Consider the following 26429-nt stretch of genomic DNA (forward strand, 5'->3'; position numbering starts at 1 on the left):
GTCTGAGCCACCTGTGCGGTCAGGCGTGCTCGCCGAGGTGCTCATCGCCGTGGCGGCCGTCGTCAGATCTGCGCGCCGGCCCTGCTGCTTACGGCGGTGCTCGCGTTGTTTGCGTTGCCCGTACGGGGTCAGGGCGCGTGGCTTGCCCACGGCCAGCACTGTGGCCAGCAGCAACCCGGTCAGGGCGAGCAGAGCGTGGTCCCTGGGTGTGCCTGCCAGCGCGCGGAGCTGGTCTGCGGACGATGTCGGGTCTGCCGCTACTCCTGCCGCAGGGCCGAGTGTTCCCGTCATGAACGCCAGTAAGACGATGGTGGACACGGTGGCGATCACGAGTTTGAACAAGACCCAGTAGTGTCGGAGCAGGCCCCACACGGTGCCCGATGCCATGACAATCCCGGTCAGCAGCGAGGCGAAGGCAAACGGGACGAGGACGTACCAGCCGGTCGGCTCCATCACGAGCAGGGCGCCCCGCACGGTCTGAGGATCCTGGCTGGTCAACGCGACGATGGCGATTCCAACGAAGGCGACGACGACGCCGAGCCAGCCGACGGAGGACACGACATGGGCGGTGAGCACGAACTTTCGTAGGCGGGTCGGCAGGACCATCAGTGATCCATCCCACCCATGCCACCCACGACGAGGGGGATGACGAACATGCTGAGGAGCATCGCCAGGGACGCGCCACAGACGACGATCCCCACCACCCACACCCATATCGGTGTCCGGGCGGTCGACACGCGGTCCGGCCTCACGCGGGCGTCGTCGGCGGAGTCGGAGTAGCGGGTCAGGTCAGCCATCTGTGTCTCCTGACGTTGCACGTGGTTGTCGAAGCCCTCTTGTGGACACAACGGGAACAATGATCGCCTGGCAGCGGGGTCTCAGTAGTCACGCGGGCACGGTATTTGCGGCGTACCCCTGACGGGGTAGGCGAATGCCCCCGTGGGGCGTTCTGGTCCGCTTTGCTCGGCGCATACGCTGATGGCGTGAGTGGCGAGAGCCGTGTGAGGCGGTGGAAGCGGACCGCGCGATCCCATCCGTTCGCCGCGGACGTGGTCGTCGCGGTCATGCTGTGCGGTGCCGCCCTGATCGACAACGCCGCGAACACATGGCACGACGGTTCGACGGTGAGCGGCCCCGCGACCCTCGTGACCGTAGCTGCTGCCTACGGCGCGATGCTCTGCCGGCGCCGCTGGCCGGTTGCGGGGGCGGCGGTCACCGTCGTAGCCGCCGCGGTCTACATGGTGCTGAGCAGCCTCGACTGGTGGATCGCGCCTGCGCCGATGATCGCCCTCTACCACCTGGCCGTCACCCGCGACGACCGACGCGGGCTGCTCGTCGCCGGCGGCCTGACGGCGTTGGTGCTGGTAGCCGCCCCCACCGTGGTCACCTTCGCCTCGTGGTGGGATGCGTCGGGGTCGCACGGCCCGCACGCCGCAGTGGCCGCGGCGTGCGGCCTGGCGCTCGCCGCCGGTGACGCTGCGCGCAGCCGACGCGACTACTTGGCCGAGGTCGAGGAGCGGGCCCACCGGGCCGAGCGCAGCCGCGAGGAGGAGGCTAGGCGTCGGGTGACGGAGGAGCGCCTGCGCATCGCACGTGACCTACACGACAGCATGGGGCATCACCTCGCGGTCATCAATGCGCAGGCGGGTATGGCCGTGCACGTGTTCCACGAACAGCCGGCCACCGGGCTCCAGGCGCTCGGTCACATCAGGCAGGCGAGCCGGGCCGCGCTGGACGACCTGCGGGACACCGTCGGGCTGCTGCGCCAGCCGGGTGAGCCCGCCGCTCCCACCGAGCCGACCGTGGGGATCTGTGGCGTCAGCGACCTCGTCTCCAAGTTCCGCGGATCGGGGATGCGAGTCGAGCACGAGGTCTATGGCCGCGTCCGCCCGCTTCCACCGGCCGCCGACCTGACCGCCTACCGCGTGGTCCAGGAGTCTCTCACCAACGTCCAGAAACACGCCGAGGGCGCGGCCGTGCGGGTCCAGCTCAGCTTCGGCCCTGAGGCTCTCCACGTCGTGGTGGAGGACAAGGGTAATGGCCGACCACCGCCCGCTACCGAGGTCACCTCGCCGCCCGCTCTGAACGGCGCAGGGCACGGCATCGTAGGGATGCGGGAGCGTGTCTCAGCCGTCGGCGGCAGCCTCGAAGCCGGGTCGCGGCCGGGCGGAGGTTTCCAGGTCAGCGCGGTGCTTCCGATGGCGAGCGGTCAGCCATGACGGTCCGCGTCCTGCTCGCCGACGACCAGGCACTGCTGCGCGTGGCGTTCAAGGTCATCATCGACTCGGCACCGGACCTGGAGGTAGTCGGCGAGGCGTCCACCGGCCGGGAAGCGGTCGAGCTGGCCAGGCAGACTCGTGCCGACGTGGTGCTCATGGACGTACGCATGCCCGACATGGACGGCCTGACCGCCACCCGGCTGATAACTGCGGACGAGGACCTGGCCGGCGTCCGCGTGCTCATCATCACCACTTTCGACTTCGACGAGTACGTGTTCCAAGCCGTGCGGGCGGGGGCCAGCGGCTTCCTCGGTAAGGGCGTCGAGCCCGGCGAGCTGATCGAGGCCATCCGCGTCGTGGACCGTGGCGACGCCTTGCTCTCGCCATCCGCGACCAGGGCCATGATCGCCCGGTTCCTCGACCAGCCCGACTGCGGCAGCCGGTCGACTCCTGATCGGCTCACGGAGCTCACCGGCCGGGAGCGTGAGGTTCTGACGCTTGTCGGGGCCGGAATGTCTAACGACGAGATCGCCCAGCATCTGGTCGTCAGCGCGCACACGGCCAAAACGCACGTCAAGCGGGCGATGTTCAAGCTCGGTGCCCACGACCGGGCGCAGCTTGTCGTGATCGCCTACGAGACCGGCCTGGTACGGCCTGGTATCGAGTCATCAGGCAGCGAGAGAGCGTGACGTCAGCGGCGAGGCTTCACAACGCCTGTATACGGCACGGCGGCCGGGCTCTCCGAAGCCGGACTCGACCGCTGACCGGCCTGATACTCGCGTCATCCCAGGTGGTATGTCCTACAGCCAGCACGATGATCCTGCACCGCCACAGAACCGAGAGAGCGACGCCGTAGCATGGCCACCGTGACAAGGCAGCTGGTTCCGGCGACTGCGTCCCACGGGACTCGGTCGAAGGTGCCGCTGCTCGTGCTGACGGTGATTGCCGGGCTGGTGGCCATGCATGGCCTCGGGCTGGGGGCGGCGACACGCAGCGCAGCCGGAATGGCAGGTCCCGAACGCACGGCCTCGATGCACTCAGCCATGACGGCCAAGGGGTGCGGGCCGGTCGACCACGGCGGGCATTCGTCGCACGCCGATGCAACGTGCAAGGCCAATGGCATCAGCAGCGGTCCGACGCTGCCGGCCGTCCTGTCCGCTTGGACCTCCTCGGCTATGCATACGGCGGTCCCGCGGCAGATACCGTCCACGGCGACACGCGTCCGCGACCCGCCGTCGCTGAGCGAGCTCCAGGTCCTGGTGATCTAGGAACCATCTGGCGTGGCCTGACCTCTGAGGTCGGTCGCCATGCAGAGCATGCCGTCCACAGGTTCCTTCATCGTGCAGGAGTTGCATCACCATGACCACGTACCACGTGTCCACCCGCAAGAGCATCGCCATAGCGGCCACCGCTGCCGCCCTGATCGTGCTGGCCGCATGCGGCGGCAACGACGGCACCGCCGAGCCAGGCGGCCACAGCGGAATGACCGGAACGACATCGTCCACGTCAGACTCGGCTGGCGCACGCAACGATGCGGACGTGCAGTTCGCCCAGCAGATGATTCCGCACCACCGTCAGGCGGTCCAGATGGCCGACCTCGCCGAAACGAGGGCGTCGTCGGCAGAGGTGAAGTCACTCGCCGCGACGATCAAGAAAGCGCAAGGACCCGAGATCAAGACGATGTCCGGATGGCTGAAGACGTGGGGCGAGCCGGTGCCCCAGGAGAGCGAAGGCATGGACCACTCGGGCGACGACATGTCCGGGATGATGACCGACGAGGACATGAGGGAGCTGGAGCAGGCGTCCGGCAAGGCGTTCGACACCGCGTTCCTGCAAATGATGATCAAGCACCACAAGGGCGCGGTGTCCATGGCCAAGACCGAGAAGTCGGACGGCTCCTACCAACCGGCCAAGGACATGGCCGACGACATCATCGCCTCACAGACCGCCGAGATCACAGAGATGAACAAGATACTCCGCAAGCAGTAACCCGACCCACCTCGACACGAGGCGTGCGGGTCATCGGGCGTCCGATGACCCGCACGGTCGGGTCTCGGGGCGCCTTCTGAACCTACGTACCGGCGCGGAAGGTACACCTCATGGCGGTGGTCTCGCTCGTCCTGTACGTCTGCTTCATCCTCACCATCGACGTCCTGAGGCCCTGGCTCCAGCGGCGGCGCACCGGTGACTCCGGCATTCGAATTCGGGTCAGGCCGGTCGGCTCCGTCCAGTGGTGGGCGAGCCTCACGATGACGGCGGGTGGCCTTCTCTGCGTTGCCTCGTCGGTGGCGGAGATCGTCGGCCTGCCGCCGTTGTCCGTGCTCGACCACCTGCCCCTGCGGTTCCTCGGCGTGGCCGTCGCCGCCGTCGGTACCGCCGTGGTACTCGGCTGCCAACTGGCCATCGGTGACTCCTGGCGGATCGGCGTCGACGAAACCGAGCGCACCACGCTTGTCACGACCGGCCCGTTCCGCGTGGTCCGCAATCCGATCTTCGCTGCCGCGCTCGTCACGATCGGCGGGCTCACCCTCACGGTGCCCAACGCGATCGCGATCGTGGGTCTCGTCCACCTCGTCGTCGGTGTCGAGCTCCAGGTGCGCCGGGTCGAGGAACCGCATCTGCGCCACCTGCACGGTCGGGCATACGACGAATACGCCGCCACCGTCGGTCGTTTCGTCCCCGGCCTGGGACGGACACGTTGACTGCGAGTACGGTGCGCCCGCAGTCAACTACGCCGATCGAGCCAACCGAACCACCACATGCTCGAGGCAGCGACGGCAATTCCCACGATCAGGTACCCGGGGTTGTGCCCACCCGGGAGCCAGTTGAGGTCGCTGAACTCGATGATGATGTTGACGAGCACGATCGCGAGGCCCGCGGACAGCACGACCGCACCGGCCAGGCGATGCCATGGTGGCCTGTAACGAAGCTGCGGTTTGCGCCGCGGCGGCGTGTACACGCGTTGGACCTTGTCCCGCTTCCTCGACACCGGCGACATCGGCTACTCTCCAATCTACTATGATTGATAGTAGCTCAGGCCTTGGCGTTCACCTGCCAGCGCGAAGCACTCACCGAACGCGTCTGTCTGACGGGCAGAGCAACGTCATGTCGTGTCGCCGCGAAAGAGGTGCCGCTACTATGCGGCCTAGAGCGAGGAGGCGTCATGGCTATGCGGGCCTTCGGTGAGCTGGAGGCTGCGGTGATGAACCAGTTGTGGTCCTTCGGGCGCCCCGTGCCCGTACGCGAGGTCCTGGAGGCACTTCGTGTGGATCGCGACCTCGCCTACACCACGGTGTTGACCGTGATGGACAAGCTGTACAAGAAGGGCTGGTTGCGACGCGAACCTTCCGGCCGAGCACACGTCTACGAGCCCGTCGCATCCCGCGACGCGTACACGGCAAGGCTCATGCGCAGCGCCCTCTCCACCAGTCCGAACCATGCGGCGGCGTTCGTGCATTTCCTGTCCGAGCTGACACCCGAGGAGTCCGAGGCGCTCCGGGACGCGCTTCGGATCGTCCCGCCGGAGCACCGACCATGACCATCTCGACGGTCCTCTTGGGCTACGCCACCGTCCTTGCGGTGGCGGGCCCTCGAGTTCTGACCGGATCGGGCTGGGTCGATCGTGCCCCCAACCTCGCCATCGCGCTGTGGCAGGCGATCACGGCGTCCGTATTGGCGGCCGCCGTGCTGGCGGCGCTGTCCCTTGCGGTACCGGCAGTCGGTGCCGGAGCGAGCGTGGCCAGCCTGATCGACGCCTGTCTCGTGGCGTTACGGGGCCACTACTCCGACGTGGGTCAGCCGGTCGTCGCGGTGAGCGCGTTCATCGCCGCGCTTGCGTTGTGCGCATGGACGGTGGGCCATCTCGTTCACGGATTCGTCGGCGCGCTTCGTGAAAGGCGTCTCCACGTCGACATGCTGGCACCGATCGCTCAGCACGATCCCTCTCTTGGTGCCCTTGTCGTCGAGCACGACCGCCCCCTCGCCTACTGCATGCCGGGTCGAGTCCATCGCATCGTCGTGACGAGCGCGGTCATCGAGAGGCTCGACTCCGAGCAGCTTGCCGCCGTGCTGGCGCACGAACGCGCGCACCTCTCCTGCCGTCACCATCTTGCCGTCACCGCGGCGGACGCACTCGCCCGCGCCTTCCCCTTCGTCCCGCTCTTTCGCGCGGCTGCCGGTGAGGTCGCTCATTGCGTCGAGCTCGCCGCCGACGACGTCGCCGCCACACGGCACGACCGTCAGGTCATCGCCGCCGCCGTGCTGTCCATCGCGGGCGAGCCTGTTCCCGGCGGTGCGCTCGGAGCGGCGGGACGGAGAATCGCTCGACGAGTGCTCCGGATGATCGCCCAACACCAGCCCCTCGGTCGCATCGCGCGTACGGCCACTGCCACCGTCATCGTCGGCCTGCTGGCGTTTCCCGGATTCGTCGCGGCCCACCCGGCTATCGCGGCGGCGTTGGATCGCCATTGTCCGATACCTTTCTGAGCCGCTGCCAGGACGAACGGATGTCCAGCGAGCCCAGGCGACCTGGCGAGTTACGCCCACCGATCCGCATCGCGCTGGCGGCAACCGCGGGGGCGCTGACGCTCCTCACCATGCCGCCACGGGGGCTCTGGCTGTTCCTCCCCGCGGGCATTGCGCTGCTCACGCTCGCCGTGCACGGTGCGAGCTGGCGCGCTCGACTTCTCGTGGGCGCAACAGCGGGAGCGACGTTCTTCGGACCGGGACTGTTCTGGCTCACCTCGTTCAATGCGATCGGCTACGTCGCCGTGGTGGCCGTCGAGGCCGGCCTCTTCGCAGGCGCCATGATCCTCGTGCCGGGGCGCCACCGAGGTTGGTGGACCGTGCCGGCCGCTCTCGTCCTGCTCGAGACCGTACGCGCCCGGTTCCCGTTCGGCGGGCTCCCCCTTCCAGGCCTCGCCCTGGGACAGGTCGACGGACCCTTCGCCGCCGCCGCGGGGCTCGGCGGTTCTCTGCTCGTCGCGGCGTTACCAGCCGTAGCGGGTACGGCCTTGGTGGCGCCGATTCTGGCGCGACGTCGAGCATTGGCAGTCGCGACCGCGGTGCTCACGGCCTCACTCCCGTTGGGAGCGGGCGCGATGCTGCCGACCCGGCAGACGGGGTCGCTCGATGTCGCCGTCGTGCAGGGTGGCGGCCCACGGGGCATCCCCGCGATTCGCAGCGACCCGAGCCAGGTCACGGAGCGACACTTCGCAGCGAGCAATCAGATAACGAATACACCCGATCTGGTGCTGTGGCCGGAGAGCGCCGTCTACGTCGAGCAGCCCGTCGCCCGATCGCCGCAGGGAGCAAGGTTGTCGGCGCTTGCTCGACGACTGGACACCACCCTGGTCGCCGGGGTGATCGAGGACGACGGAGATCGCTTCCGCAACGCCGCGGTCGGATGGGACCCGGACGGAGCGCTGCGCGGCCGGTACGAGAAGGTGCACCGGGTGCCGTTCGGCGAGTACATTCCGTTGCGAGGCCTGTTCGAGCTCCTGTCGGACGACACCGCGTTCGTCCCGCGCGATGCGGTCCCTGGACGTGGCCCAGGGATGCTCGAGACAGACGCCGGACCACTCGGTGTAGTGATCTCCTACGAGGTCTTCTTCTCCGACCGCGCCCGTGCAGCTGCCAACGCCGGGGGGCGTGTGCTGCTCGTGCCGACGAACGCGGCCTCGTACACCACCGACGAGGTTCCCTCGATGGAGGTGGCCGCGGCCAGACTGAGGGCCCGCGAACTCAATCAGGCCGTCCTCCAGGCGGCACCCACCGGATACTCGGCGGTGATCCTTCCCGACGGGCGCGTCATCGAGCAGAGCGGCCTCGAGCGGCGGGCCGTACTCAGCGCGCGAGTCCCGCTACAGGAGCAACGCACCCCCTACACGCGGACCGGCGACTGGCCCGTCGTGACCCTGGCCGTCGTAGCACTGCTCCTGGGTGCGCTCACGGGGCGTCACTCCACGTCATCGAACGATCCGTCGCGTCGTCGCGTGGCCTTCCGGCAGCGCGCCTGACCAGCTCACTCGTTACAACTATGGTAAATAGTAGTAAGTATCGTAGTAGGTGGGCGACGAGGTGGTGCCGACCGGCAACCCCGTGGAGGGCGGTAATGCCACGATCTGGATCGAGACGACCAGCAGAGCGTCTCGGATATCCGACACGCGACGCCATCGTCGGTGCACAGTACGACAGCGTGGACGCAGCGACCGGCTACGCCACGTCGCATGAGGGTTGGGGTCCACCGGCACGGTACTTCCACTCCCGCCTTCACGTCGTGGACGAGGCCCTGCGGCAGTCTCCCGGTGGGGACCTTCTCGACATCGGCTGCGGTCCCGGCATCCTGCTACGTCATCTCCTCGACACACGCGCCGGCGACTTCCGTCTCACCGGAGGTGACCGGTCACGCACCATGGTGAAGGTAGCCGGAGAGAGGGTCGCCGATGAGACCGACGCCCGGGTGACGGAGGCGCGCATCGAGAGCATGCCCCTTCCGGACGCGAGCTTCGACGTCGCCATTGCCATGGGTGTGCTGGAGTACTCCGATGTCCCGCGCGGGCTGAGTGAGACGGCCCGCGTCGTCAGGCCTGGCGGTCTCGTTCTGGTGACGATGCTCAACCCGCGCAGTCCCTACCGTCTCTTCGAGTGGATCGTCTACTGGCCGGCACTCCGCCTGCTCGGTCGCGTCGAGCGCCTGCTCCGAGTCGCGCCGGAGCGGCGACATGGTGCCCGGGTCTCCGGCATCCGTGCGATCCCGGCGGCAAGGCTCTGTCGCAAGATGCGCGACGTTGGGCTGGTGCCGCACGACGTGGTCTACTACGACCTCACGCCACTCGTGCCGCCGCTCGACAGGATCGCGCGACGGTGGGCGCGGCGCTGGCGCGCACACCCGGAGACGACAGTGAGCCGTGGCCGTCGGCGCTGGATGGGTACGGCATATCTCGTTGCGGCTCGCCGTATACAGCGACGGACATGAGACACGGGTCTACGTGCTCCTCACAGCGACTTGTTGTGCTGTCGGGTCTGAGATCGTCCTAACCTGGTGAGAACCTCGGACCGGAGGAGAGGACCTGCCGAATGAGCGCCGATACGGGCGAATCGTCCCCACCACGCCCACCAGTGCCCGTCAGGGTGGCGTGGGAGTCGATCGACCGGCACCGTGGCCTGACGCTCCTCGCCATCGGCGGACTGGTGGTCGGCGGCCTGATGGCGGTACTCGGACTTCCACCGATCGACATGCACGGCCCACTCCACCGCTGGTTCGGGATCATGGATCCGCTCTGTGGCGGCACACGCGGCGTGAGCTACGCGATTCGAGGCGATTGGCGACTCGCTTGGGCGTACAACCCGGCAAGCATCCCCCTCGTGGTCGGAGCAGTCGTTCTCGTGGTTCGCCGGCTCGTCGGCATGGTGAGCGGTCGCTGGCTCAACGTATGGTTCCTGCTGCCTCGGCGGGTGGCGATCCCGTTGTTCGGCGTGCTTCTCGTCGCGCTGGAGATCAACCAGCAGCTCCACGCACCCCTGCTGATGGGCCCATGAGCGAGCCCTCGAGCCAGGCCCACGGTATGCTCTCCCAAGCACCTTAGTTGTCACACCGTACCGAAGGGTGATGGTGAGCGCGACCGACACGAGGCGAGTCGAGAGACATTCCGCGGGCACTCGTAGGCGGGTGCACCGCGAGCGGCGCGCGACTCTCCTGATCTGCGCGGCGACGACGCTCGTCCTGGCGTGCGTCGTGACGGTCTTCCTTTGGGGCAGGGCCCGGGTATCGGACGACGGTTCGGTCCTGCCGGATCCGATGTCCAGTGTCGGCACTGGAAGCCCTCCATGGCCGGTACCGGTCGATCCGGTGTCCGGTGCAGGAGCGGCCGGGCTGACGACGTCGCGGACCGAGGGCACCGGCAGTCACCTCCACGCACACCTCGCCGTCATCGTCGACGGTGAAGCCGTGACGGTACCGGCCGGCATCGGTGTCGACAGGTCACGAGGCGCGTTTGCCGAGCTACACACCCACGACGACAGCGGGCTGCTGCACCTCCAGTCGTCGACCCAGAACAAGCGCTACATACTGGCGCAACTCTTTCGAGTCTGGCAGGTCCGCCTGGACGAGACCGGCGTTGGAGGTCTCGACGACGAGAACGGCAAGATCCTGCGCGCATACGTCGACGGCAGGGAAGTCGTGGGCAATCCGGCCGGGATCGAGCTCATGCCTCGCCAGCAGATCGCTCTGGTGTACGGACCTGCCGACGTCACCGTCAGGCCACCCATGTACACCTTCGCGCCAGGCGACTGAGCGACGCTCCGTGTCCGCACCGATCCTCCGGCCGTGCGGGTCCATGCCCTGAGTCCCACTCGAACGGCAGCTCGCCTCGGGTACTTGACGCGTGCGCCGAGCCGAGGAGGTCCAGGAGCTCACAGAGGCGGTTGCCAACCGGCGAGCCATGGTTGCATCCGGGCGATGAGGCCCGCCCACACCCCGGTGACCTGGAGGATTCCGACCGCGACGAGGAGCAGCCCGCCGGTGCGCATGACGGCCCGAGCGTGGCGGCGTGCGATCGTGAAGACGCCGAACGCACGGTTCACGCCGAGCGCGGCGAGCAGAAACGGGATGCCGAGGCCGAGGCTGTAGGCGAAGGACAGTGCGGCGCCACGACCGGCACCGCCGGTGCTGGTCGACAGTGCCAGGACCGCCGCAAGCGTCGGTCCGATGCACGGCGTCCAGCCCACGCCGAACAGGACCCCCAACAGGGGAGCACCCGCGACGCCCAGTCGAGCCCGGTAGCCGAGCTGGATCGTCCGCCCAGCGAATGGGAGCCCACGCAAGGCCCCGGCGAACATGAGGCCCATGGCGATGGTGAGGACGCCGAGAACGCGGTAGACGGCGGTCTGGTGCGCGAGCAGCACGGTACCGATCGCGCCGAACGCAGCGCCGTAGCTGGTGAAGACGGCGGCGAAGCCGAGCACGAACAACGCGGTACCGATCACCGTACGACCGGGGCGGAGCGTACAGGCGCGAGTGGCCGTGGAGGTCGGTCGCCGCGGCGATTCCTGTCCATCATAGTGCGCCTCCGCGCCCGCGCTTCCGGTGACGTAGGCGAGGTAACCCGGTACCAGCGGCAGGCAGCACGGACTGAGGAACGACACCACACCCGCCGCCACGGCAACGGGGATGGCGAGCAGCAACGGCCCGAAGACGACCAGGTCACCGGGACCACCGGCCATCGTCATCCGGGTCTGCTCGCTTCCGAGGTGGCCGGACGAGCGCGGTGTTCGGCGACGACGTCGTCGACCAGTCCACGGAGCTGCCCGTAGGTGACCCGTCCGATCACCCGGGCGGCGATCCGGCCGTCCCGGTCGACCACGACGGTGCTGGGCACGGCACTGGCCGGGACGATGCCCTCGAAGGCAAGGTGGATCTTGCCCTGCGGATCACTCAGGCTCGGGTACGGGATGCCGAACTCGCGGTCGAACTCCCGCGCCGCGACCAGGCTGTCCCGGGTGTCGATGCCGACGAACCGCACGCCGGCGCGGCGCGTCTCCCGCGCCACCCGAGCCAGGTCCGGCGCCTCCTCCTGACACGGGAGACACCACGAGCCCCACACGTTCACCACGACCACGTGACCGCGTAGATCGGTCATGCTCAGCCGACCACCGTCGAGCGTGGCGCCGGTCACCGCCGGCACGGGCGGCCGACGCCCCGTCGAGAACCGCGTCTCACCGGTCACGACAGGGTTCTCGGAGGACCGTCGGGCCACCCGCTCGCCCGGCTCACCGGACCAAGTCGATCCCCTGACCCACGTCGCACCTGCCGCACCGACCGCCAGGACTGCCACGACGACCAGCACGAGCCGCCATCGGGCCACTCTGGGCACGGTCATCGGACCGGCCAGCTGTCATGCCGCGAACAGAGCACGATGCCTCCACGCATGCGAGCTGACCGACCAACAGGATCCAAATACTAAGTATTGTAGTTGTTGCCTCCGACGTCTCGGCAGACCCCTTCATCGATCCGCACGAGGCGTGGTCTGGATCGCCATCGGATCGCACCCCGGCATGCGCTCTGGCAGTACGCGCCGCTTCGAAAGGCCCGATAGGGGCGCCCTCGTGGGTACATCGCCCGCCCATCAACTACATTGCTTAGTATCGACTGTGTTCGCGGGGAGCTCTCGAGGGATGATGCTGACGAATGTTCGCCCATGGCCCGTAGGGCGCGGCTCGCGCTCGCCGGCGTGGCCTGTGGCGTACTGATCGCAGCGGCAGGTTGCGGAGGCGCGGGCGGGGCGAGCACGTCGGACAATCAGCGGTACATAGCAGGGTCCGGCCAGGTGGATGTCGTCTCGCCAGAGAAGCGTTCGCCGGCGCCGATCCTCGTCGGTAAGACGTTGGAGGGCGCGCAGTTGAGTACGGCGTCGTACCGCGGCAAGGTCGTCGTTCTGAACTGGTGGGCGTCGTGGTGCCCGCCGTGCCGGGCGGAGGCACCGGCGCTGCGGGCCGTCTACGCGAAGACGAAAGCCGATGGCGTGCGGTTCGTCGGCGTCAACTTCAAGGACAACCGCACCAACGCCGTCCTCTTCGAGCGCGAGTTCGACGTCACCTACCCGAGCATCTACGACCAGCCTGGCGAGACCGCGCTCGCCTTTCGCGGCCAGCTGCCACCGGCCGCCGTGCCCAGCACGATCGTGATCGACCGGAACGGACGAGTGGCTGCACGGATCATCGGCCAGACGAACTACACCGGCCTGCTCGACGTGGTGCGGCAGGTCGCCGATGAGTGAACGACCCTCCGAAAGCGGTCAGGCGACGACGGCCTCCCCCGACCCGGTGATCGAATATGAGTCCGACCTGGGGACGACACCGGTGGAGCCGACACCGCTGAGGCCCCGCGGCGGCGGTCTGACCGGTACGGTGCGTTGGGGGTGGCGGCAGCTCACCTCGATGCGTACCGCCCTCGTCTTGCTGTTCCTGCTCGCCTTGGCGGCGATCCCCGGGTCGCTGGTCCCTCAACGCACGGTGAACCCGGGACGGGTCGCGCAGTACTTCGTCGACAACCCGGACCTCGCTCCGTTCCTGGACACGTTGTCCGCGTTCGACGTGTTCGGCTCGCCGTGGTTCGCGGCGATCTACCTGCTGCTGTTCCTCTCGCTGGTCGGGTGCATCGTGCCCCGTACCCGCGCACACCTCAGGCAGATGCGGGCACGGCCGCCAGCGCCGCCGCGTCACTTCGACCGGCTGCCGCACACCAGGTGTATCGAGGTCGAGGCGACGACGCCTGGCGAGGCGGTGGAGGCGGCGCGGGCGCTGCTGCGGGCGCGGCGATTCCGGGTCGACGTCTTCGCGGGTGACCAACCCGCGGTCGCTGCGGAGAGGGGGTACCTGCGTGAGACGGGCAACCTGCTGTTCCACCTCGCACTACTGGTGTTGCTGCTCGCCGTCGCGGTCGGATCACTGTTCGGCTATCGCGGCAACGTTCTCGTCACCGAGGGCGATGGGTTCGCCAACGCGGTCATCGCGTACGACTCCATACAGAAGGGCAGACTCTTCCAGGACACCCGGATGGCGCCGTTCACCGTGACACTCGACGAGTTCCGCGCGTCGTACGTGGCAACCGGCGAGGGCCGCGGCACCCCGGAACGGTTCGACGCGTATGTCAGATATCGGGAGCGGCCGGATGCGCCTACCAGGCGGTACGACCTGCGGGTCAACGCGCCACTCGCCATGGACGGCACCAGCGTCTACCTGCTCGGCCACGGCTACTCTCCAGAGTTCACCGTCCGCGACGGCAAGGGCAACGTCGTCTATACCGGTGCTGCACCGTTCGTCCCGCAGGAGACCCAGACGTTCGTGTCCAAGGGCGTGGTCAAGGCGGTCTCGGCCGAACCTCAGATGGGCTTCGAGATGTTCTTCCTGCCGACGTTCAAGGTGACCAAGCGCGGGCCGACGTCCGCGTTCCCGGCGCCCCTCGACCCCGTCGTGCTGATGGTCGCATACGAGGGCGACCTCGGTGTCGACGACGGCACGGCGCAGTCGGTGTTCACGCTCGACACCACCAAGATGACGCAGGTGCGGCTGCCGCAGCAGAGTCAGCTGATGCGGCCCGGGCAGACCGCCGAACTGCCCGGTGAGCGCGGCAGCGTGGAGTTCACTGGCCTGAAGGAGTACGCGACCCTCCAGGTCAACCGCGACCCGGGCAAGGGCCCCGCACTGGCCAGCACGGCGGTCGCGATCGGTGCGCTCCTGCTGTCACTGTTCATCCGGCGCCGCAGGGTATGGGTACGGGCCAGCACGGGTGCGACCGGACACGTTGTCGTGGAGTTCGGTGGGTTGCATCGCAGCGAGGGCGACCGTGCGTTCACCACCGAGTTCACGAACCTCGTCGAGGCGATGCGCACGAGGCTGTCCGCATCGCGCGGAGCCACAGAAGGGAAGCAGTGACCACATGACCTCGGACACCTACGCCGGCTACTCCCACTTCCTGATGGACGCCACGATCGTCTGCTACTCGATCGCGATGCTGGCGTACGTGATGGAGATGCTGACCGCCAGGGTTGCGTCATCGGTGAGCCGCTCGGCGAAGACGCCGGCACTCGTCGGCGCGGCGAGCTCGCCCGCTCCAGCCGAGGCCCCCAGCAGTACAGCGGACGAAGGCGATCCGGCCGCCGAGGGTCCCGGTGTGAGCGCACTGCTCTTCGGTCGTGCGGCAGTCGTGTCACCGTCGTTGGCTGGCTGTTGCACCTCGCCCAGATCGTGACCCGTGGCATGGCCACCGACCGGTGGCCGTGGGGCAACATGTACGAGTTCACCTCGGCGATCTGCTTCATGGCGGTGACGGTGTTCCTCGGCCTCCTGATCCGTCACCAGGTGCGGTTCCTCGGCCTCTACGTGCTCGCGGTCGTGGAGCTCGGTCTCGGTGTCGCCGGAGTCCTGCTGTACACGTCCGCGGGTCCGCTCGTGCCCGCGCTGGACTCGTACTGGATCGCGATCCACGTGACCGCCGCCATCGTGGCCGTCGGCCTGTTCGCAGTCGGCGCGGTGCTCTCGGCGCTCTATCTGTTCGCCGAGCGGTACCAGCGGAGGCTCGCCGCGGGCGCGCCCACAGGATCGGCCGGTCTGCTGCACCTGATCCCGGCCGGCGATGTGCTCGACTCGCTCGCCTACCGGGTGATCGCGGTCGCGTTCCCGATCTGGACCTTCGCGGTCGTCGCCGGCGCGATCTGGGCGGAGGCGGCATGGGGACGATACTGGGGGTGGGACCCGAAGGAGACCTGGTCGTTCATCGTCTGGGTCTGCTACGCCGCCTACCTGCATGCCCGTGTCACCGCCGGATGGCGTGGGCGCAGAGCCGCGATCATCGCCCTGGCCGGGCTCACCGCGATCCTCGTCAACTTCTTCGTCGTCAACATCTGGATCGTCGGCCTGCACTCCTACGCGTGAAGCGACGACTCGGGGAGGTGGAACGCGTCCGCTCCGGCGGCGACGGATCCGACCTGCAGGATGCCGAGCGGTCAGGTCCGGTAGCATCGATATATGAACAGACCTTCAGATGAACGGGTCAGTGCGGTCGATACGTGTGCCGTGCGGGTCGTCGACGCCGAACAGGTGGCGGCCGTGTCTGCCCGGATGCCGGCCGACGGCGACGTGGCCGACACGGCGGACGTGTTCGGTCTGCTCGCCGATCCGGGTCGTCTCCGGCTGCTCGTCGCGCTCCTCGACGGGGAGCTGTGCGTGTGCGACCTGGCCGCGGTGACCGGTTTGAGCGAGTCGTCGGTGTCGCATGCGCTGCGGCTGCTGAGAGCGCATCGAGTGGTGTCGGTGCGGCGCTCCGGTCGGATGGCGTACTACCGGTTGGACGACGCGCACGTGCGGATGCTGCTCGACCTGGCGATGGCGCACACCGAGCACACCGACGCGGTCCACCCGGAACGGGACAGCTGAATGGGCCACGGACACGACCACGGCGCCTCGGCGACCGGTCACGCGGGCGGGCGGCACCGGTGGCGGCTCGCCGCCGCGTTCGCACTCATCGCCTCGTTCTTCGTCGTCGAGCTGGTCTACGGGCTGCTGTCAGGATCGCTGGCGCTGCTCTCCGACGCCGGCCACATAGCCGCCGACGTGGTCACCCTCGCCGCGGCGCTGGTGGCGACCCGGATCGCCACCCGGCGCGACAGCACCGGCCGACGCACCTACGGCTCGTACCGGGCCGAGATCTTCGCCTCGCTGCTCGCCGTGCTCGTCATGGTCGGCGTCGCGGTGTACATCGTCATCGAGGCGTTACGCCGCATCGGGGGCGACGCCGAGGTCGCCTTCGGACCCATGCTCGTCGTCGGATCCATCGGTCTGGTCGTCAACGTCGCCGCCTTGCTGCTCCTGCGTTCCGGCGCCAGCGAGAGCCTCAACGTCAAGGGCGCCTACCTCGAGGTGGTCGCCGATACGGCCGGGTCGGTCGGTGTCATCGTCGCCGGCGTGCTGGTCTCGCTCACCGGTCAACCGGTGTGGGACACCCTGGTCGCGCTCGCGATCGGCGTGTTCGTGGTCGTCCGCGCCGTCATGCTGGGACGCCAGGTGTTCGCGGTGCTCGGCCAACACGCGCCAGAAGGGATGGACGTCGACGGCGTGGCCAGTGATCTGGCTGACGTGACGGGTGTGCAGGACGTCCACGACCTGCACCTGTGGACGTTGACGTCCGGCATGAATGTCGCGACCGCCCACCTGGTCGCCGACGACCGGGCGAACACGCACGCCGTCCTCGACCAGGCCCGCCAGGTGCTGCGAGAACGCCACGGCGTCGCACACGCCACACTGCAGGTCGAGCCACTCGACCACACCGGCTGCGACGAGCTCAACTGGTGACTCCACCGGGACTCGTGCTCGCGCACGGCGGCGACCAGCCGTTGCCGCCGCTGACGATCGACATGGTGTTCACCAGCTGGGCGGCCGAGCCCGTCGTGCTCATCGCCCTGGTCGTCGCGGCGCTTCTGTACGGGTGGGGCGTGTACCGCCTCCACCGACGCGGCGTGACCTGGAGCCGGTGGCGCAGCCTGTTCTGGCTCGCCGGCCTCACCGTGATCTTCACGGCGACGTCGAGCAGCGTCGGCGTCTATGACACGACGCTGTTCAGCGTGCACACGGTCCAGCACATGATGTTGCAGATGTTCGCGCCCGTCCCGCTGGCGCTCGCGGCGCCGGTCACGCTGGCGCTGCGGGCTCTGCCCACCGGAGGCCGGAAAGCCCTGGTCACGGTGCTGCACTCGCGCGTGGCCCGCGTGGTCACGCACCCGCTCGTCGCGTTCGCGCTGTTCGTGACCGCGACGTTCGGGCTCTACTACACACCTCTGTACGAGGCGACCCTGCGGTACGAGTGGCTGCACAACCTCAACCACGTGCACTTCATCGTGTTGGGCTGCCTGCTGTACTTCACCCTGCTGGGCCTGGACCCCCTGCCCAACCCGCTGCCGTTCATCCACCGGTTCCTGCTGATCATCTTCGCCGGCGTGTCCCACGTCGTGCTCGGCATCCCGATCATGATGGGAGGACAGGTCTTCGCCGAGGACTTCTACCGCGACCTCGGACGCACCTGGGGACCCACCCTGATCGCCGACCAACAGACCGGCGGCGCGATCCTGTGGGCCCTCGGCGACGTCACCGTCATGCTCTTCCTCCTTGGCTTCCTCGCCCAGTGGGTCCGCTCCGACGTCCGCGACGCTCGCCGCATCGACCGCCACCTCGACCGCACCTACGGCGACGCCGAAACCCTCCCACCCTGGTGGCAGCATACTGACGCCGGCCGACAGGCGGAGGGCGTGGGTTCTCAGGACCGGGACCCTTGCCGGGCCTCACCCCCCTGGACCACGCTGACCAGACCGTCCGTGCATGATGCGCCCGACGACGGAGAACGACGCGGAGCCACCTTCCAGAGCACTCGTCGGTGGGCGCCGAGGTATCCGATCCCGCACCGTCACCATCGCACGGACAACAGGCGCAAGGTAGAAGTAATGGGTTAGCGCGAAGGGTTCGCATTAACCCACAGACAGGCATTGAATTGTCAGCCAACCCCACTCGCTCGAGGAACGCGAGCCACATGCGAACGCTTCCCATCTCTACACATCCCTTGCACTCACCAAATCCGGCCGGAGACCATCTGGTGAGCAAGCAGTGCACCGATGGAGGGGCTGGCCCGAATGAGCGCAGAACGCGAATACTCCGACGAGCAATCCTCGGGAGAATTCAGCGCGAGTACGGGCCATACGCACGTCCACGCGACCGAACCGCATCGGGCCCGTAATGCGCAGGTAGATCCCGGATCACACGCCGGCCACGGCCATGACCACGGCGATGTCCATGGGCACGGACATGGTCACGGCCACGAGCACGGCCATGAACACCGAACCGGGTTCGTAGGCGCCTTGGTCTCGGTCTTTCGTCCGCACAGTCACGACGCGGCGGACTCGATCGATGGTGCCCTGGTCGCCAGCAGGGCCGGTATCAGAGCGGTCAAGATCTCCCTGGTAGGTCTCGGCATCACGGCCGGACTGCAACTGGTCGTGGTCGCGATCACCGGCTCGATCGCGTTACTCGCCGACACGATCCACAACTTCTCCGACGCGCTGACGGCCGTACCGCTGTGGTTGGCGTTCTCCCTCGGCATGCGGCCGGTCACGCGGAAGTTCACCCACGGGTACCATCGGGCCGAGGACCTCGCGGGGCTGTTCATCGTGTTGATGATCGCGCTGTCGGCTGTCGTCGCGGGTTACCAGGCGATCGATCGGTTGATCAACCCACGAGCGATCGAATATGTCGGGCTCGTGGCGTTGGCCGGGGTCATCGGGTTCATCGGCAACGAGGCCGTTGCCATCTATCGCATCCGGGTGGGTCGACAGATCGGCTCGGCTGCACTGGTCGCGGACGGCTACCACGCTCGCACGGACGGGCTCACGTCGCTCGCGGTGCTGATCGGCGCGGGCGGCGTGGCGCTCGGATTCCCGCTCGCCGACCCGATCATCGGCCTCGTCATCTCCGCCGCCATCCTCGTCGTCCTCAAGCAGGCGGCCGGCTCCGTGTTCCGGCGGGCGATGGACGGGATCGAGCCGGAGATCGTCGACGACCTGGAGTCCGCCGCGCTCGCGACCGACGGCGTGCTGTCCGTCGAGCGGTGTCGTGCCCGCTGGATCGGGCACGGACTCGCGGCCGAGATGAGCCTCTCGGTGAACGGCGCGCTCCACGTCGGCGATGCCGACCACATCGTGCATGACGTGGAGCACCGCCTCCGTGCGCGGGTTCCGAAGCTTCGCACGGTCACGATCTCCGTCACGGCAGCCGGGAGCCAACAGGACCAGGTCATGGCAGAGCCAAGGGCCGACTGAAGGTAGGGATCAGGATGCACCTCCGCACGTTGTCCACATGGACCGCCGCTGTCGTGGCGGGCACCTTACTTGCGGGATGTACCGGGACCGGCGGAGACAGCGGCGACGACGAGTTCGACGGCCTGCGTCCGGTCGCGCAGGATGTGTCCGGGCGCACCCGGGTACCTGCCATCCGGCTCCTGACCAAGACCGCCGCCGAGGACCCACGGCGCTACGAACAAACCCGACTCATCGCAGAGCGCTGGAAGACGGCCGGCATTCCCGCGCAGCTCACCCCCGTGCGCGGGACCGAACTCACCCGTAGGGCCTTCACCAGCAAGGACTTCGACGCGTTCGTGGTGACGTACGACCCGACGCCCGAGCGCCTCGACCCGGACGACTTCCTCCGCAGGTTCACGACAGCCAACGCGACCGAGGCAGGCTCCAACAACTCCGGCTTCGCGAACGCGAGCTACGACAAATACTACGCGGCACAGCGATCCGCGACGACCGAGAAGGAGCGGCGCACAGCGGTCTTCGCGGCGCAGAAGCTGCTGTACGAGCAGCAGCCCGCCCGACCGTTCGCCCACCTGGCCATCGCCGGAGCCTACCGGTCGGACCGTTGGGCGAACATCGAGAAGGCGGCAGGCAATCCGGTGTTCAACATCTGGAACTCGATCGGTGCCAAGCCCACGACCGGTCGGAGGAATCTGGTCGTCGGGACGATCGCGGAGCCGCCGACGCTGAACCCGGTGGCGCTGGACACCACCGAGGCGCTGCTGCCGCTGTCGCACGTCTACGACAGCCTGGTCCGCATCGGACCGGACGGCAACCTCCGGAACTGGGCTGCCGACGACATCACGGAGAACGGCGAGACGGTGACAGCCAGGCTCCGTCCTGGCATGCGGTTCAGTGACGGGTCTCCCGTCACTGCGGCCGATGTGGCCTTCACCATCGACTACCTCGTGGAGGAGAAGTCACCACTGTTCGGCCCGAAACTCGAGGAGGTCGAGTCGGTGAAGACCTCCGGACGAACGATCACCATCACGCTGAAGGCACCCTCCGCGGCGTTCGTCTCGACTGTCCTGTCGCAGATGCCGATCCTGCCCAAACATGTCTGGAGGAAGGTCCAGGATCCGACGACCTACGCGAACGCCTCACCGGTAGGTTCTGGCCCGTTCTCCTTCGCCAGCAGGAACCTCGGCTCGGAGCTTCGCTTCACCGCGAACCGTTCGCACTTCTTCGCGCCGCGGATCGACGGCCTGACCATGGCAGTGCTGGGCAGCTTCGACGCCGAAGTCGGCGCACTGGGGCGCGGCGACATCGACATGATCGGCGACCAGCAGAGCGTGGCCCAACTGAAGACGATCCAGAACAAGCCCGACATCGCGATCGTGAAGACCGACAGCTTCGGCTGGAGCGGGGTGCACTACAACATGCGGGGCGCACCGTTCGACGACCTCCACTTCCGCCGCGCGCTGTCCTACCTCGTCCCCGTCCAGGACATCATCGACATCGCGCTCGACGGGCAGGGCCGTCCGGCGGGTTCGGTCATCGCGCCGTCGCTGAGGGAGTGGTACGACCCGTCGCTCGAGCCATACCCGTACGACCCCCAGGCGGCCATGAAGGAGCTGCGGAAGGCCGGCTACGCCTTCGACGAAGACGGTGTCCTCTACTACCCGGCCAAGGACGCCGATCGGCGCGTCAGGCAGAGTCCGAGTCCCTGAGGGCACACCCCCCGGACACGCCGAACTCCGAGGAGGCGAGACGTGGCACTGCTGAGATACGCGCTCGGCCGTGGCGTCCAGATGCTCGTGACGTTGGCCGTGGTGGTGCCGCTCACCTTCGCGCTGTTCCGCGCCGTTCCCGGTGACCCCAGCGCCGCGGTGGTGGGACCGAACCTCGACCCGAGCGTCGCCGCCGAGCTGCGCCGTCGGTACGGCGTGGACGAGCCGCTGGCCGTGCAGTTCCTCAAGTTCGCCGGCCGCCTGCTCCAGGGCGACCTCGGGATGTCGTTCCAGTACAAGCAACCCGTCGGCGAGATCCTTGCCGACAGGCTCGTCAACACTGTGCTGCTCGTGGTGCCCGCGATCGTCCTGGCGCTTGTCATCGGTACCGCGCTCGGGGTCCTCGCCGGTACGTCCCGGCATCCGTTGCTGGTGGGGGTGGTGCGCAACGCGGCGTTCGTGGCGAAGGCATCCCCGATCTTCTGGGTGGCGACACTCGCGTTGCTGCTCTTCAGCTACCGGCTGAACCTGGTGCCGGCCATCGGGATGCGAACACCCGGCCTGGCGGGTGACGCCGAAGGGCTGGCCGCGGTGTTCTCGACCGACTTCCTGCATCACCTCGCGCTGCCGCTCGTGGTGATGACCGTGTACTTCATCCCGGAACCGCTGTTGACGATGCGCACGGCGATGCGTGAGGTGCTGCACGAGGATTTCATCGAGCTGGGCCGCGCCACCGGTCTCTCCCGGCTACGGATCGTGTACCGGCACGCGGCGCGCAACGCGTTGCTCCCCGTCGTGACGCTCATGCCGGCACTCACCGGCGTGATCATCGGCGGCCAGGTGATCGTCGAGACGGTCTTCTCCTGGCCCGGGATGGGTCGCGCGATCGTCGAGGCCGTGAACAACTTCGACTACCCGATGATGCAGGGAGTCTTCCTGATGACCGCTGTACTGGCGATCGTGGTCAACACGGTCATCGACATCGCGTACGCCTATCTGGACCCCCGGGTGAGGCTCGCATGAACACGACCGTCGGACAGATCCCAGCCGGGGGCTTGCGACCACGCATCACGCCAGTCCTCCGCGGATGCGCGGCAGTGCTGCGGGGACTCTGGTCGACGCGCGCCGGACGCGTCGCCGTCGTCATCGTCGGCCTGTTCGTTCTCGTCGCCCTGCTCGCACCCTGGATCGCGCCGTACGGCGCCCTCGAACGCACCCGTGGAGCTGACGGTCAGCTCAGCCGGCTGCTCGCGCCGAGCCTGGCGCATCCGTTCGGCACCACGAACTTCGGCCGCGACATCTTCAGCCAGGTCATCTGGGGTACCCAGCGAACCATCTCCATCGGCGGGATAGCCGCGTTGGCCTCGGTGTTCATCGGCGTCAACGTGGGCCTGATCGCGGGTTACACCGGCGGCCGGGTGGACGCGGTCCTCATGCGCCTGGCGGACACCGCATACGCGATTCCGTTCCTCCCGCTCGCCATCGTCATGATCGCCATTCTCGGACGTTCGGATGTCGTGCTGGTCCTGGCGATCGCGCTGCTCTTCTGGCGAACGACCGCGCGGGTCATCCGGTCCCAGATCCTTACGCTCAAGGAACGCGCCTTCGTGAAGGCCGCGATCGTCGGCGGTGCCACGCGGCGCCGCGTCCTGTACACGCACCTGGCACCCAACATCATCTCGCTCGCGCGACATGCTGGAGGTCGGCGGCCAGGGTGACCCGCCACCCCGAGTTCGGCATCGACGGACCGGTGAACGCAAGCACCACCGTCAGTGCGCCCATCGCGACCAGCACGCCGCCGGCCAGCGCGTGGCCGAGTGACATGTCGCGGCGCAGCGGTCCCAGCCGCACCGTGATCTGCCGGCCGTGCAACCACCGGCTCGACGACCAGTCGCGGCGGTCCCACACCAGCGCCAGCGTCGCCAACGGCGCCACCATGCCCGCCACGAAGGTGAGGCTCACCGCCAGCGCCGCGGCGAACGAGGCGGTAGCCCCGGACAACACCGCCACCCCGGCCAGCACCGGCGCACAGCACGCACTCGCGGCGCCGGAGAACACGCCCAGCACGTACGCCGACCCGAGGCCCCGGCCCGCGGGACGGGCGCTCGACATCGGCAGTCGCGGCCGCCACCCCGCCAGCATCGCGACGCCACCCGCCGCCATCGCGACACCCCCGACGGCGAACAGCACCAGGTGATACCCGGAGAGCGCCGCGCTGATCGCGCTCGCACCCAACCCGATCGGGACGATCAACGTCGCCACGCCTCCGGCGAACACCAATGTCGCGGCCACCACCCCCCGACGCCGCCGGAAGCCGGCCGCGAGATACGCGGACACCATCACCGACACACAACACGGGGCGAGCAACGCGACCACACCCCCGGCGAAGGATGCCAGCAGCGTCGTACCGAACACCACCTCGTGCATGCAGGCGACTCCTCGACCACGTTCGGCTTCGGTCAGCTCAGCGAGCGATACAAAAAGAACTAAACTTCTTAGTTGTAAGGTAGCGCATGCACTGTCCACCGCCGCCTAGCGGCAGCTCGTCCGCGAAGGACCCACCGAGCGTTCTGGGCGAGATGCTCGGCGTCTCGCCCAGCCACAGCCATACGTCACGCGAAGATGGCCGGTGCCGATCTCCTCCGCTACGGGCATCCAGCAGGGAGGAGGTTGACGGAGAGTAAGGTGAGGCATCGGCTCGGGAGGGGACCTGGCCATGATGCCCCGCTTCGCCATGACGTCGGCACAGGCGGCGGCCTCGATACTGTCTGTGATGGCCCTGGTGGCCTGTAGCAGCCCGGGGGATACGGCCGGCGGGAGAATGGAATATCGATCCGCCACGCCTACCTTCGACAGGTCGGTCGGCGAGACAAGCACTCCACCCAACGGGGTTCAGACCAAGGCATTTCGCGGTGTTCCAGGGTCGGCGTCCCCTGATTGTGTGGAGGTCGGTGACCGCAAGGATGTCCGGTCTGGGGGGATTGTCGCTGGGAACTTCGCCGTCGCGAAGGATCTCTTCGCCAACCCCGGCCACGACGTCGACAGGTATGGCTTGAAGGTCTATTGGGTGCCGCTCCACGCCAAGAAGATGCCTGGCCTCACCGTCCGGCTCACCCGGCTGACCGGCAAGAAGATCACCCGCACCATGCGGCAGAACGAGCCCGCATCCTCGGGTAACGCCTGGTTCTACCCATCAGGAGTCCCTATCCGCGAAGCAGGCACCTGGCAGCTTGAGGCCGCCGGCGGCCCGGATCGAGGCTGCTTCATTGCAACGTTCCGGCGAGCCGGTTGATCGGGCAACCGCCATCAACCGCACCGCAGACCAAGAGCGCGAGGAATGGAACATGGCAAGGGGAAAGGACCAAGACGTCGCAGTTGACGCGCCCGCCAGGCCACGGCTTAGCAGAGGGGGCTGGGCTTTGGCGCGGCTGTGCGTGGCCCGGGTCCCGGTGCCGGGACACGCACCCTGAGGTGACACACATCGCGCGTATCCCGGCACCGGACCAAGAGGCCCCGCCCGGGCAAAGGGGCCTCAGAAACACCGGCCCGCGCCAGCCCGGCGCGGAGGATAGCCACTGTAGCCGCGGGCCGACCCGGTGACAGCTGGGAGGTCTCGCATACTGGCTGCTCACGACCCTCGGCCCATCCAACGGTAAGGGGAGGAAACGCAAGCGGTGACATGGCCAGTGATGGTCTGCGACGCGGGCGAGCGGCGAGAGGTACACACGCTATTGGAGCTGGAGGCATTGCTGGCCGCGATCGCCACGGTCGGCGCGCCCCGCTGGGTGGAGATCACCGACAGCGCCGGCACCCACGTGCTCGGTGTCGCACTCGGCCATGGCGACGTCAGCGCCCTGACATTCTTCGACCGCGCCGCCGCCACCATGCTCGCGAGCACCGCCACATTACCGACGCAGGGCGGCTACGACTTCGACAGCGCCGGAACACCCCGACCGGTACACCACGACGACGCGGTCTCGGTACAGACGGCCCACTGGGCCATCGCCGAGTTCGTCCAGACCGGGCAACGGCCCCGCTGTGTGGACTGGCACCCGACCTCGAACTCAGCCTGGCCGAGCTAGTCGGCATGTAGGTGCACCACCGGACGTCCCGGTATCGCGAATCGGGGCGTCCGCAGTCCTCGATGAGATCGCGGATGAGCTCCTGCTGCTCACCGGAGGGTTGCGTGTACGACGGCCTCGCTGCCACGCTTCTCGATCTTGTGAACGCGGAATCCCGGTCGCAGGAACGCTTCGGTACCAACGATGGGTTCGGCCGAGCGCAGGCCTGGTGTGAGCCACAGTTGCGCCTCGTCGATCGCGCCGGCAGACAGGTACTGGTCTGCCAGTGCGGGCGGACCGTTGAGGAGGACGGTCCGGATGCCGCCGGCGTAGAGCCCGGCGAGGGTGAGCGTGGGCGGGTCCAGCGGGGCCGACGCCGATGGAAGAGCGAACGCGTCCGGTCCGTGGGCGTCCGGTCGGCCCTCCTCGAGCACGGGACGGTCGTCGAGAACGACGTCGTAGCCGACGCGGAGGTCGTCGAGGGCATCGCCGGTGAGGCGGCCTGACCCGCCGGGTCCAACGGAGCAGACCCACGTACGTAGGGCCGTTGGGTGGAGAGCACGGCGAGCCATGGGCGGAGGACGAGACGGGCCTCGTCGGCGAGCACACCGACCTCGACGTCGACGCGGGCGTCGCTGAGCCGTCTCGCTCCCCCTTCGGCGCGTGAGGGGGGTCGAGGAGCGCGATCAGTACGCGGGTGATGCCGGCGTCGAGGAGCGCCTGGTGACATGGCGGGGTGCGGCCGTACTGGTTGCACGGCTCGAGTGTGACGAGCGCCGTTGCGCCGGCGGCCTGGTGGGCGGCGGCGGTGAGTGCGTTGACCTCGGCGTGCGGCTCTCCCTTGCGCGCGTGGTAGCCCTCGCCGACGATGACGCCGTCGGCGTCGAGGATGACGCAGCCGACCGGCGGGTTCGGGCTGGTCGCGCCGAGACCGTGCGCGGACAGCGCCGCTGCGCGACCAGCGCCAAGTCCGCGTCGTCCAGGAAACAGAACTGTTCCAGCTCCGCCTGGCTCGGCACGCCGGTGAACCGGCCGTACGCCGCAGCCTGCTCATCACTCAGAAAGTCCACCGGCATAAACCGACAA

At 68.1% G+C, this 26429-nt stretch carries 28 protein-coding genes and 2 pseudogenes; 23 read left to right on the forward strand and 7 right to left on the reverse strand.

Annotation, left to right across the window (positions count from 1 at the left end; genetic code table 11):
* Positions 1-84 precede the first annotated feature (84 nt).
* Positions 85-600, reverse strand: a pseudogene (locus GEV10_17460) (DUF2269 domain-containing protein).
* Positions 601-605: 5 nt separating this feature from the next.
* The gene (locus tag GEV10_17465) at positions 606-797 is read right to left on the reverse strand and encodes a hypothetical protein (protein ID MQA80244.1); all 192 of its coding nucleotides are present in this window, start codon (positions 795-797) and stop codon (positions 606-608) included.
* 186 nt (positions 798-983) lie between these two features.
* Between GEV10_17465 and GEV10_17470 the strand changes: the two genes are divergently transcribed.
* From GEV10_17470 to GEV10_17520, 11 genes are all read left to right on the forward strand, one after another.
* Positions 984-2219 carry a two-component sensor histidine kinase gene (locus tag GEV10_17470; GenBank protein ID MQA80245.1) on the forward strand — a complete coding sequence of 412 codons (1236 nt, stop codon included), beginning with the start codon at positions 984-986 and terminating at the stop codon, positions 2217-2219.
* Positions 2216-2908 carry a response regulator gene (locus GEV10_17475; GenBank protein MQA80246.1) on the forward strand — a complete coding sequence of 231 codons (693 nt, stop codon included), beginning with the start codon at positions 2216-2218 and terminating at the stop codon, positions 2906-2908. The genes GEV10_17470 and GEV10_17475 overlap by 4 nt, the downstream gene beginning before the upstream one ends.
* Before the next feature lie 177 nt (positions 2909-3085).
* A complete protein-coding gene (locus GEV10_17480; GenBank protein ID MQA80247.1) occupies positions 3086-3487 on the forward strand; it encodes a hypothetical protein in 402 nt (133 codons plus the stop codon).
* 91 nt (positions 3488-3578) lie between these two features.
* Positions 3579-4208, forward strand: a complete 630-nt coding sequence (locus GEV10_17485) for a DUF305 domain-containing protein (protein MQA80248.1) — start codon at positions 3579-3581, stop codon at positions 4206-4208.
* Between the two features lie 110 nt (positions 4209-4318).
* Positions 4319-4921, forward strand: coding sequence for an isoprenylcysteine carboxylmethyltransferase family protein (locus GEV10_17490; protein MQA80249.1), 603 nt, complete (start codon positions 4319-4321; stop codon positions 4919-4921).
* A 467-nt stretch (positions 4922-5388) separates the two neighbouring features.
* On the forward strand, positions 5389-5757 hold the full coding sequence (locus tag GEV10_17495; protein ID MQA80250.1) for a BlaI/MecI/CopY family transcriptional regulator: 369 nt from the start codon (positions 5389-5391) through the stop codon (positions 5755-5757).
* On the forward strand, positions 5754-6704 hold the full coding sequence (locus tag GEV10_17500) for a M48 family metalloprotease (GenBank protein MQA80251.1): 951 nt from the start codon (positions 5754-5756) through the stop codon (positions 6702-6704). Before GEV10_17495 ends, GEV10_17500 begins: the two co-directional genes overlap by 4 nt.
* 20 nt (positions 6705-6724) lie before the next feature.
* Entirely contained in the window at positions 6725-8236 is a 1512-nt protein-coding gene (lnt, locus tag GEV10_17505) for an apolipoprotein N-acyltransferase (GenBank protein MQA80252.1), read from the forward strand.
* A 95-nt stretch (positions 8237-8331) separates the two neighbouring features.
* Positions 8332-9195, forward strand: a complete 864-nt coding sequence (locus tag GEV10_17510) for a methyltransferase domain-containing protein (protein ID MQA80253.1) — start codon at positions 8332-8334, stop codon at positions 9193-9195.
* A 101-nt stretch (positions 9196-9296) separates the two neighbouring features.
* Positions 9297-9758 (forward strand): DUF2752 domain-containing protein, encoded by a 462-nt coding sequence (locus tag GEV10_17515; protein ID MQA80254.1) that lies wholly within the window; start codon positions 9297-9299, stop codon positions 9756-9758.
* A 310-nt stretch (positions 9759-10068) separates the two neighbouring features.
* Positions 10069-10512 (forward strand): hypothetical protein, encoded by a 444-nt coding sequence (locus tag GEV10_17520; protein ID MQA80255.1) that lies wholly within the window; start codon positions 10069-10071, stop codon positions 10510-10512.
* Positions 10513-10631: 119 nt separating this feature from the next.
* Here the strand turns inward: GEV10_17520 and GEV10_17525 are convergent, their stop codons facing one another.
* Both GEV10_17525 and GEV10_17530 read right to left on the reverse strand, forming a co-directional pair.
* Complete coding sequence (locus tag GEV10_17525; protein MQA80256.1) at positions 10632-11441, reverse strand: cytochrome c biogenesis protein CcdA; 810 nt, start codon at positions 11439-11441, stop codon at positions 10632-10634.
* 2 nt (positions 11442-11443) lie between these two features.
* The gene (locus GEV10_17530; GenBank protein MQA80257.1) at positions 11444-12082 is read right to left on the reverse strand and encodes a redoxin domain-containing protein; all 639 of its coding nucleotides are present in this window, start codon (positions 12080-12082) and stop codon (positions 11444-11446) included.
* Between the two features lie 333 nt (positions 12083-12415).
* Here GEV10_17530 and GEV10_17535 point away from each other — a divergent pair, with 333 nt between their 5' ends.
* The 10 genes and pseudogenes from GEV10_17535 (at position 12416) to GEV10_17580 (ending at position 23000) form a co-directional block, all read left to right on the forward strand.
* Entirely contained in the window at positions 12416-12994 is a 579-nt protein-coding gene (locus GEV10_17535; GenBank protein MQA80258.1) for a redoxin domain-containing protein, read from the forward strand.
* On the forward strand, positions 12987-14651 hold the full coding sequence (locus GEV10_17540) for a cytochrome c biogenesis protein ResB (protein MQA80259.1): 1665 nt from the start codon (positions 12987-12989) through the stop codon (positions 14649-14651). The genes GEV10_17535 and GEV10_17540 overlap by 8 nt, the downstream gene beginning before the upstream one ends.
* Positions 14652-14655: 4 nt before the next feature.
* Positions 14656-15650: pseudogene (ccsB, locus tag GEV10_17545) on the forward strand (c-type cytochrome biogenesis protein CcsB).
* A gap of 93 nt (positions 15651-15743) precedes the next feature.
* Complete coding sequence (locus GEV10_17550; GenBank protein MQA80260.1) at positions 15744-16151, forward strand: metalloregulator ArsR/SmtB family transcription factor; 408 nt, start codon at positions 15744-15746, stop codon at positions 16149-16151.
* Positions 16152-17066 (forward strand): cation diffusion facilitator family transporter, encoded by a 915-nt coding sequence (locus tag GEV10_17555; protein ID MQA80261.1) that lies wholly within the window; start codon positions 16152-16154, stop codon positions 17064-17066.
* Complete coding sequence (locus tag GEV10_17560) at positions 17063-18217, forward strand: cytochrome c oxidase assembly protein (protein ID MQA80262.1); 1155 nt, start codon at positions 17063-17065, stop codon at positions 18215-18217. The genes GEV10_17555 and GEV10_17560 overlap by 4 nt, the downstream gene beginning before the upstream one ends.
* Positions 18218-18394: 177 nt before the next feature.
* Positions 18395-19576: a cation diffusion facilitator family transporter gene (locus GEV10_17565; GenBank protein MQA80263.1), complete on the forward strand. Its 1182-nt coding sequence runs from the start codon at positions 18395-18397 to the stop codon at positions 19574-19576.
* A gap of 14 nt (positions 19577-19590) precedes the next feature.
* Positions 19591-21282, forward strand: coding sequence for a hypothetical protein (locus tag GEV10_17570; GenBank protein MQA80264.1), 1692 nt, complete (start codon positions 19591-19593; stop codon positions 21280-21282).
* Positions 21283-21324: 42 nt separating this feature from the next.
* A complete protein-coding gene (locus GEV10_17575) occupies positions 21325-22305 on the forward strand; it encodes an ABC transporter permease subunit (protein ID MQA80265.1) in 981 nt (326 codons plus the stop codon).
* Positions 22302-23000: an ABC transporter permease subunit gene (locus GEV10_17580; GenBank protein MQA80266.1), complete on the forward strand. Its 699-nt coding sequence runs from the start codon at positions 22302-22304 to the stop codon at positions 22998-23000. The genes GEV10_17575 and GEV10_17580 overlap by 4 nt, the downstream gene beginning before the upstream one ends.
* Here GEV10_17580 and GEV10_17585 read toward each other — a convergent pair.
* Positions 22957-23709 carry a cytochrome c biogenesis protein CcdA gene (locus GEV10_17585; GenBank protein MQA80267.1) on the reverse strand — a complete coding sequence of 251 codons (753 nt, stop codon included), beginning with the start codon at positions 23707-23709 and terminating at the stop codon, positions 22957-22959. The genes GEV10_17580 and GEV10_17585 overlap by 44 nt on opposite strands.
* A 514-nt stretch (positions 23710-24223) precedes the next feature.
* Between GEV10_17585 and GEV10_17590 the strand changes: the two genes are divergently transcribed.
* Together GEV10_17590 and GEV10_17595 are read left to right on the forward strand one after the other, a co-directional pair.
* Positions 24224-24574, forward strand: coding sequence for a hypothetical protein (locus GEV10_17590; protein ID MQA80268.1), 351 nt, complete (start codon positions 24224-24226; stop codon positions 24572-24574).
* Between the two features lie 394 nt (positions 24575-24968).
* Entirely contained in the window at positions 24969-25364 is a 396-nt protein-coding gene (locus GEV10_17595; GenBank protein MQA80269.1) for a hypothetical protein, read from the forward strand.
* Between the two features lie 89 nt (positions 25365-25453).
* Here the strand turns inward: GEV10_17595 and GEV10_17600 are convergent, their stop codons facing one another.
* Positions 25454-25915 carry a hypothetical protein gene (locus tag GEV10_17600; GenBank protein ID MQA80270.1) on the reverse strand — a complete coding sequence of 154 codons (462 nt, stop codon included), beginning with the start codon at positions 25913-25915 and terminating at the stop codon, positions 25454-25456.
* Between the two features lie 114 nt (positions 25916-26029).
* Positions 26030-26429, reverse strand: a 400-nt coding sequence (locus GEV10_17605) for a DUF4158 domain-containing protein (GenBank protein ID MQA80271.1), incomplete at its 5' end; no start/stop codon positions are given.

It is taken from the genome of Streptosporangiales bacterium (assembly GCA_009379955.1).
In the GTDB taxonomy this organism is placed as follows: domain Bacteria; phylum Actinomycetota; class Actinomycetes; order Streptosporangiales; family WHST01; genus WHST01.